General features: G+C 43.7%; 8 protein-coding genes. 5 read left to right on the top strand and 3 right to left on the bottom strand.

What is annotated here, in order from left to right; translation table 11 throughout:
• Window positions 1-58 precede the first annotated feature (58 nt).
• The gene (locus NXS07_RS17700; protein ID WP_258087286.1) at window positions 59-196 is read right to left on the bottom strand and encodes a hypothetical protein; all 138 of its coding nucleotides are present in this window, start codon (window positions 194-196) and stop codon (window positions 59-61) included.
• 285 nt (window positions 197-481) lie between these two features.
• Window positions 482-973, bottom strand: a complete 492-nt coding sequence (locus NXS07_RS17695; protein ID WP_038205477.1) for a YajQ family cyclic di-GMP-binding protein — start codon at window positions 971-973, stop codon at window positions 482-484.
• Between the two features lie 209 nt (window positions 974-1,182).
• On the opposite strand from NXS07_RS17695, the gene panE reads away from it, so the two are divergent.
• Together panE and yajL are read left to right on the top strand one after the other, a co-directional pair.
• Complete coding sequence (gene panE / locus NXS07_RS17690; protein WP_038191980.1) at window positions 1,183-2,097, top strand: 2-dehydropantoate 2-reductase; 915 nt, start codon at window positions 1,183-1,185, stop codon at window positions 2,095-2,097.
• Window positions 2,057-2,653 (top strand): protein deglycase YajL, encoded by a 597-nt coding sequence (yajL, locus tag NXS07_RS17685; RefSeq protein ID WP_038191982.1) that lies wholly within the window; start codon window positions 2,057-2,059, stop codon window positions 2,651-2,653. Before panE ends, yajL begins: the two co-directional genes overlap by 41 nt.
• Window positions 2,654-2,722: 69 nt before the next feature.
• On the opposite strand, the gene thiI is transcribed toward yajL, so the two are convergent.
• Complete coding sequence (gene thiI / locus NXS07_RS17680; protein WP_038191984.1) at window positions 2,723-4,171, bottom strand: tRNA uracil 4-sulfurtransferase ThiI; 1,449 nt, start codon at window positions 4,169-4,171, stop codon at window positions 2,723-2,725.
• 229 nt (window positions 4,172-4,400) lie between these two features.
• Between thiI and xseB the strand changes: the two genes are divergently transcribed.
• From xseB to dxs, 3 genes are all read left to right on the top strand, one after another.
• Window positions 4,401-4,658 carry an exodeoxyribonuclease VII small subunit gene (xseB, locus tag NXS07_RS17675; protein ID WP_038187498.1) on the top strand — a complete coding sequence of 86 codons (258 nt, stop codon included), beginning with the start codon at window positions 4,401-4,403 and terminating at the stop codon, window positions 4,656-4,658.
• 4 nt (window positions 4,659-4,662) lie between these two features.
• A complete protein-coding gene (ispA, locus tag NXS07_RS17670) occupies window positions 4,663-5,580 on the top strand; it encodes a (2E,6E)-farnesyl diphosphate synthase (protein WP_258087285.1) in 918 nt (305 codons plus the stop codon).
• Between the two features lie 196 nt (window positions 5,581-5,776).
• Complete coding sequence (gene dxs / locus NXS07_RS17665) at window positions 5,777-7,642, top strand: 1-deoxy-D-xylulose-5-phosphate synthase (protein WP_038221989.1); 1,866 nt, start codon at window positions 5,777-5,779, stop codon at window positions 7,640-7,642.
• The last annotated feature ends 437 nt before the right edge of the window (window positions 7,643-8,079 follow it).

Genomic DNA, 8,079 nt, shown 5'->3' with positions numbered 1-8,079 from the left:
AGCGAAAGAGCTCACCACTCGGTTGACTGATAACTTCCAGATTTTAAAACCCGCCTCTTCAAGTTAATTGCGTATAAACGGGTAAAGCAACTCTTCCAGATGTATAACTAAATTTTGTTGTTTCTGTTGCCGGAATAAAATGATCTAAACGGTAAGATTCTTCACTGAGAGGATCCAACTGAGTTAACTTTGACATAAACTCTCCTTTTTTAAAATTAGAATTACATGTCTCACTATATAACTTAGGTCATCATCCTAACTCACGCATTTTTAACTTTATACCTCATCATTTATTAGTATTATATTATGAATAGCATTCTATAAAAAAATAGAAATCTACTCGGAAATCATTTTAAATAAAAATAATCAAGTTTATTTGATGGAAAATTTATTAAGGGAAGCATTAGTAATTACTGAAATTACTCCGCTTCCCTTAAATATTTTGGTCAATCCAAAAAACAAATCCGTCGATTACCGAAAGTTAGTCACGGAAATTAGTAAACTGGAAAGGTTGCCCCAACTCTGCACCACGAACCAGTGTCATCACACTTTGCAGGTCATCCCGCGCTTTGCCCGTAACCCGAACTTGTTCACCCTGAATCTGTGCCTGCACTTTTAGTTTGCTGTCTTTGATCAGCTTCACAATCTTCTTCGCCAATGGTGTATCGATACCTTGCAGGAAGGTTGCCTCTACACTATAGGTTTTACCACTGTGAACCATATTTTCGGCAACATTAAGCACCGAACCATCGATTCCACGTTTGGCAAATTTTTCACGGAGTATGTCAACCAATTGGTTGACTTGAAAGTCAGATTCACTCGCAATCTTAACTGATTCGTTCTTCTCGTTTAATTCAAAACTCGCATTGACGTTGCGAAAATCCCAGCGATTGGTTAATTCTCTCTGTGCGTTCTCTACTGCGTTACGCACTTCCTGCATATCAACTTCTGAAACAATATCAAATGATGGCATTACCAGTCACCTCCTGCTTATCAATAAGTTGGCATGATAACCGCTTTCCATTATTGGCAAAAGATCTATACTCGGGAGGTTCTGCGATCTTTTGGCATTTACGCTACTTTTTAAGGTCGTTTGATTTGAGATCGTTTGATTTAAGGCCGTTTGAAATCAGCATTGTTTCGAGGTTCTCCATAAAAGCGCCTCTCATCTCAAGGAAGTATATGAAAATCACCGTTCTTGGCTGTGGTGCTATAGGTAAACTGTGGCTTGTGGCCTTATCCCAGCAAAATCACGACATTCAAGCATGGATAAGGGTTCCACAACCTTTTGTCTCGGTTCGTATCGATAATTTCAATGGTAAGGTATTTGATCAACAATTTTCTGCCAATGACGAAAAGCATCTCGCCGAAAGCGAATTGTTGCTCGTTTGTTTAAAAGCATGGCAAGTTTCTGATGCCATCAATAACCTCGCCCCTAAACTTTCTCCTCATTGTCCGATCCTGTTACTACACAATGGAATGGGATCACAGGAAGAATTTTTACCTTTGCCCAACCCCATTTTACTTGGTGTGACCACTCACGGCTCCTATCAGGAAAATGGCATTGTTTACCACAAATCGCAAGGTATTACCCATATTGGTTCCACAACGGCTAACGCCGATAAATTCAGTTTTCTGGCGGATGTCTTACACTATGCACTGCCCGATGTGGCATGGCACAATGAAATCCACACCATCAGTTGGCTCAAGCTTGCCGTCAACTGTATTATCAATCCACTCACAGTAATTTATGACTGCAAAAATGGCAATCTATTGCAGCATACTGCGCAAATCGATTTACTGTGCGACGAAATTCACCAAGTGATGGAACGCGATAATCTACATACGACCAAACAGATGCTTGTTGATTATGTTATGAATGTGATTGAACAGACTTCTGAAAATTATTCATCCATGCTACAGGATATACGAGCACAACGGCATACAGAAATAGATTACATTACAGGTTTTTTACTACGCCGAGCCCGTGCTTATGGGCTGTCCATCAAAGAAAATACTATTATTTATCAATTTATTAAACGAAAGGAGGAGGAATATGAACGCCTCAGCCCTCATCTGCCTGGCTCACGGCAGTGAAGAAACCGAAGCCGTTATCACTATTGATTTACTGGTTCGAGCAGAGATTAATGTTACCGTAGCCAGTGCCGCAACAGATGGTGTCCTCATACTAACCTGTTCACGTGGAGTCAAAATCGTTGCCGATACACCTTTGGTTAATGTTGTTGATGAAGATTTTGATGCCATTATCCTACCAGGAGGAATAAAAGGAGCAGAATGTTTCCGTGATAGCCCGTTAGTGGTAGAAAAAATTCGAACAGCACACAGCCAAGGCAAAATCATTGCAGCAATCTGTGCATCTCCTGCCATCGTTCTGGAATATCATCAACTCTTTCCTATCGGAAATATGACAGGTTATCCCAGCATGCGGGATAAAATCGCGCCGGAAAAATGGATCGACCGTCGGGTCTATTTTGATGAAAGGGTCAATTTGCTGACCAGTCAAGGGCCTGCTACCACTTTTGATTTTGCACTGAAGCTGATTGAACTGCTGAAGGGGAAAGAGAAGGCAGCGGAAGTTGCTACACAACTGGTATTGCCACCTAGCGTCAATAATTACCAGCATCAGCAATAAAAATCGGATTTGCACAGGCTGCTTACAGAATATTATTCCTGTAAGCAGTTCTGCTGCCCTGATTTCAGATCAAGGCCGATAAATCTTCACGTTCTCAAAACCTTGCTCTCGCAGATAAAGAGCCTGTAAGCGGCTCATCACGCCTCTTTCACAATAAAGCAGGTAATTTTTCTCTTTTGGCAGATCACCAAACTGAGTGCCCAATTTATAGAAAGGCAATGACTGAATTTCGATTCCATCCACGCTTAATGGGCGATCATCTTGCTCATCTGGCGCACGGATATCCAGTAGCACATCACTGGTGGAAAATTCAGTGACAGTTTCCACTTCAACAACCTGCTCACAGGCCTGCTGTGCAATCTGGCGGATATCCAAATTCTGAGCTTCACTTACCACACGATCCAGAATCTCAAAATCAAAATTGGCTTCTTCCGCTTCAATTTTGGCTTTCACCGCTTTCACAGTTGGACTTTTTGAAATAACGCCACAAAATTCAGGCATGGTACGAGCAAAATCTTCCGTGCCAATCTCACGAGCCAACTTAATGATGTGCTCTTTATCGTGAGAAATCAGAGGGCGGAGGATCAGCGTATCAGAAGCATTATCAATCAGCCTTAAGTTAGTCAAAGTCTGGCTGGATACCTGCCCCAAAGCCTCTCCGGTCACAATTGCCTGTACACCGTAGCGCTCCGCAATACTGGAAGATGCCCTGACCATCATTCTTTTCAGTACAACGCCCATCTGACCGTCATCCACTTTTTCGAGGATCTCCGCGACAACGGGCTCGAAATCAACAGCAACAAAACGGACTTTATGGGAACTACCAAACCGATTCCACAAATAATGGGCGACCTGTTTCACGCCAATTTCATGAGCAGCACCGCCAAGATTAAAGAAACAGTAGTGTACGCGGCAGCCACGGCGCATTAGCATGTAACTGGAAACACCGGAATCAAACCCACCTGAAATCAACGACAGTACATCTTCCTGTGTCCCGATAGGAAAACCACCTATCCCTTCATGGCGGGCTTTAACCAGAATCAGTATATCCTGTTCGATCTCTAAATTTACCGTTACATCCGGATGCGTTAATTTCACTTTGGCGGATTCAATGTGCTGATTTAGGCCACCACCGACATATCGTTCGACTTCATTGGAAGTGAAGCTATGCTTACCTCGACGCTTTACACGCACACAAAATGTTTTTCCATGCAGCAAATGGCCATAGGCTTCGTAGGTTTGTTCAAAGATATGATGCAAGTCACGAAAATCTCGTTCTTCTACTTGCAAGATATGGTGAATACCCGGAATACGTGTTAGTGCATCACAAATTTCAGCACCAAGGTTATCATTTTTAGCCCGAACTTCGATATTATCCCAGTGGCGGACAACAGCAATCTCCTCTGATAATGTTTTCAGCACATTGCGGATATTGCTGGCAAGGATTTTAATAAAACGTAACCGGACGGTCTGGCTCTTAATCGTAATTTCTGGGAATAATTTAATGATAAACTTCATAGTAAGATATAGTAGTCATTCAATGTTGAACTATCACAATCAATATCAATGATTGTTCTTAAGTGTTCAGTTAGATAGGGCGTAGAGTATAACACCAATCTCACTATATCGACTGTAAAAAAACAGCGGTAACGAATGATTTATTTCTTCCAGTGTAGTAGGGTACTCTGCAATTCTGTAGCGAACTTGCTTGACTGTAATTCGTTAAATAATCATACCTTAAATCATTATGTCTAAAGCAAATCAAACATCAGAAATCGAACAGACACCAGCGTTTGAAACTTCCCTGAAAGAGCTGGAGGAAATTGTCACTCGTCTGGAATCAGGGAAACTTCCCTTAGAAAGTGCATTAAATGAGTTTGAACGCGGTATTCAACTTGCAAGGCAGGGACAAAAAACCCTCCAACAGGCGGAGCAAAGAGTGCAGATTTTATTGAATCATGATGCACAATCGCCACTTGATGAATTTTCGCCTGACGCTGAGTAAATTTATGTCTGAACAATATAAGACTCCTTTTGAAGAGCAATTAAGCGCTTGTCAGCAGCATGTCAATGACAAGCTGATAGCAACATTTTCTTCATTACCTTTTTTGGACAGCCCATTAGCGACAGCTATGCTGCATGGCGCGGTACTAGGCGGCAAGCGGTTGCGCCCATTTTTGGTTTACAGCGTGGGCGAAATGTTTGGCCTTTCCAGAGAGAGTCTTGATGCTCCTGCTCTCGCCTTAGAATGCATTCATGCCTATTCACTGATCCATGATGATTTGCCGGCAATGGACAACGACGATTTACGCCGTGGTCAACCTACCTGCCATATCAAATTTGGTGAGAGTCTGGCAATTCTGGCTGGAGATGCATTACAGTCATTGGCATTTGAGATACTGGCAAAGCAAGATATGCCAAATATTGTCTTATCCGATCGCCTTGCAATGGTTGCTGAACTGGCAACAGCGAGTGGTCTTGCTGGCATGTGCAGAGGGCAGTCACTGGATTTGGAAGCCGAGGGAAAACAGATCGACCTTGCTGCTCTGGAACAAATCCATCGGCATAAAACAGGCGCATTAATACGTACAGCCGTCAGGCTTGGGGCTTACAGTGCTGGGCAACGTGGCCGTGAAGTACTCCCTTTACTGGATCAATATGCTCAAGCCATTGGCCTCGCATTTCAGGTACATGATGATATTCTGGATGTCATTGGCAATACAGACGTTATCGGCAAGCGGCAGGGGAACGATCAGCAACTTGGTAAAAGCACTTATCCTGCGCTATTAGGTTTGGAACAAGCCAAGAAAAAAGCGAGGGATCTCTATGAAGAAGCGCTCGCCGCACTCACGGAACTGGAAAAACAATCCTATAACACCGTGATCTTAAAAAAACTGGCTGGTTTTATCATCGAAAGAAACAGTTAAAAAAGTGAGCCATAACAATCACCGATCATATTAGTTACTAGTTACATTAATCACTGGTTATATTATTCATCGGTTATAATAGCAATCCAATAATCAATAAAATGGCCTCATGAGGCGAACCCAGAAATTACACACTGATAACAACAGGGTTCTTAATATTCAACTTCTAACGGGATAGCATTTTAACGGGCATAGCATGAGCATTGATATAGCGAAATATCCAACATTGGCATTGGCGGAAACTCCCGAAGAACTTCGCCTGCTACCCAAAGACACTTTGCCAAAGTTATGCGACGAACTGCGTCAATTTTTGCTAAACAGTGTCAGTCGCTCCAGCGGCCACTTTGCTTCCGGCCTCGGCACTGTCGAATTAACAGTCGCACTTCATTATGTTTATAAAACACCGTTTGACAATTTAGTTTGGGATGTCGGTCATCAGGCCTATCCGCACAAAATATTGACCGGACGCCGTGATCACATTAACACTATTCGTCAGAAAAATGGGCTCCACCCCTTCCCGTGGCGAGATGAAAGTGAATATGACACCCTATGTGTCGGCCATTCATCCACTTCAATTAGTGCTGGATTGGGTATGGCCATTGCGGCAAAACATGAAGACAAAGGTCGCAAAACCGTCTGCGTCATTGGTGATGGAGCTATCACTGCTGGCATGGCTTTCGAAGCTATGAACCATGCCGGGGACATCGATCCCGATATGCTGGTTATCCTCAATGACAATGAAATGTCCATTTCTGAAAACGTTGGCGCTTTGAATAACCACCTGGCGCATCTTCTTTCAGGCAAATTGTATACAACCCTGCGTGAAGGGGGCAAAAAAGTCTTTTCCAACCTGCCTCCCATCAAAGAGTTACTGAAGAAAACCGAAGAACATCTCAAAGGCATGGTCGTTCCCGGAACGCTGTTCGAAGAGCTAGGGTTTAACTACATCGGTCCTGTCGATGGCCATGACGTATTGGCTCTGACCCAGACCCTGAAAAATATGCGTGAGCTGAAAGGGCCGCAATTCCTGCATATCATGACCAAAAAAGGCCGTGGCTATGCCCCTGCGGAAAAAGATCCCATCGGTTGGCATGCTGTCCCTAAATTCGATCCGGCTACAGGTTCCTTGCCGAAAAGTTCAGATACCCGCCCGACATTTTCCAAGATCTTCGGTGACTGGCTGTGTGAAGAAGCTGCCCATGATAAAAAACTGATGGCGATCACCCCTGCCATGCGGGAAGGCTCAGGTATGGTTCGTTTCTCCCGTGAATACCCTGAACAATACTTTGACGTGGCTATTGCCGAACAACACTCTGTCACTTTTGCGGCAGGGCTGGCTATTGGTGGTTACAAACCGATTGTGGCAATTTACTCCACCTTCCTACAACGTGCTTATGATCAGGTGATCCATGACGTCGCCATCCAGAATCTGCCCGTGCTGTTTGCCATCGATCGTGGCGGCATTGTCGGCTCGGACGGACAGACTCATCAAGGTGCATTCGACCTCTCATTCCTGCGTTGTATCCCAAATATGGTGATCATGGCACCCAGTGATGAAAATGAGTGCCGTCAGATGCTGCATACTGGCCATCACTATCAGAACGGCCCGGCGGCTGTTCGTTATCCTCGTGGAACCGGAACAGGTGCTGAACTCCAGCCACTGGAGGCATTGCCAATCGGTAAAGGTATAGTTCGCCGTCAGGGAGAACGCATTGCTATCCTGAACTTCGGAACGCTGCTGCCAGACGCATTGCAATCCGCTGAAGCCTTGAACGCAACCGTTGTTGATATGCGCTTTATTAAACCACTGGATAACCAACTAGTGCTAGAAATAGCAGCCAGCCATGATATGTTGGTCACTCTGGAAGAAAACGCCATCATGGGTGGGGCAGGCAGCGGCGTCAATGAACTGCTGATGCAAACAGGTCAGCCTGTTCCGGTATTAAACCTCGGTTTGCCTGATCACTTTATCCCTCAGGGAACACAGGAAGAGATCCGAGCTGATTTAGGGTTAGATGCCACTGGAATTCAACACGCTATCGAAAAATATCTGGCTAAATAATCTTCAAAAAAGGATGTGTGCTCTTTGCAGCAACGCATCCTTTTTTCTTCTGCTCTTTCCTTTTCAACTTCAAAATTTTTCAAAAAACTAATCAGTTATATCAATCTTCAATATAACCATTTCACGACTGTCTTCTCATTTTTGAAATCACTACATTAATTTTAATTAAACTTAACTACCACCTACTGAAGTAGGTGGGTTAGCGCACTTCGGTGCCGACGACTGAAAGTCGTCGGACCACGCACCTCGTAAACGCGCATAGGTCAAAGAATTAAAGTCAAAGTCACCGTCTAAAGACGGTGGTTTTAAACCTTTCATATGGAAAAATCAATGTGATAATACACATTCAATTTAAATGGTTATTAGGGACTGTTGATGTTTTATGTTCATAAATCAATCAGCCCACATTGGTAACCAAACGAGAGTAAATGCCAGTG

Source organism: Xenorhabdus bovienii (genome assembly GCF_024721015.1).
Lineage (GTDB): Bacteria > Pseudomonadota > Gammaproteobacteria > Enterobacterales > Enterobacteriaceae > Xenorhabdus > Xenorhabdus bovienii.
Note: the sequence above shows the minus strand (reverse complement) of the source record. Positions and strands in the feature narration are given on the sequence as shown.

Excerpts from the sequence above, each read along its gene's own strand:
- yajL (WP_038191982.1), top strand. The coding sequence starts at position 2,057 with ATGAACGCCTCAGCCCTCATCTGCCTGGCTCACGGCAGTGAAGAAACC.
- thiI (WP_038191984.1), bottom strand. The coding sequence starts at position 4,171 with ATGAAGTTTATCATTAAATTATTCCCAGAAATTACGATTAAGAGCCAG.
- dxs (WP_038221989.1), top strand. The coding sequence starts at position 5,777 with ATGAGCATTGATATAGCGAAATATCCAACATTGGCATTGGCGGAAACT.
- NXS07_RS17700 (WP_258087286.1), bottom strand. The coding sequence starts at position 196 with ATGTCAAAGTTAACTCAGTTGGATCCTCTCAGTGAAGAATCTTACCGT.
- ispA (WP_258087285.1), top strand. The coding sequence starts at position 4,663 with ATGTCTGAACAATATAAGACTCCTTTTGAAGAGCAATTAAGCGCTTGT.
- xseB (WP_038187498.1), top strand. The coding sequence starts at position 4,401 with ATGTCTAAAGCAAATCAAACATCAGAAATCGAACAGACACCAGCGTTT.
- NXS07_RS17695 (WP_038205477.1), bottom strand. The coding sequence starts at position 973 with ATGCCATCATTTGATATTGTTTCAGAAGTTGATATGCAGGAAGTGCGT.
- panE (WP_038191980.1), top strand. The coding sequence starts at position 1,183 with ATGAAAATCACCGTTCTTGGCTGTGGTGCTATAGGTAAACTGTGGCTT.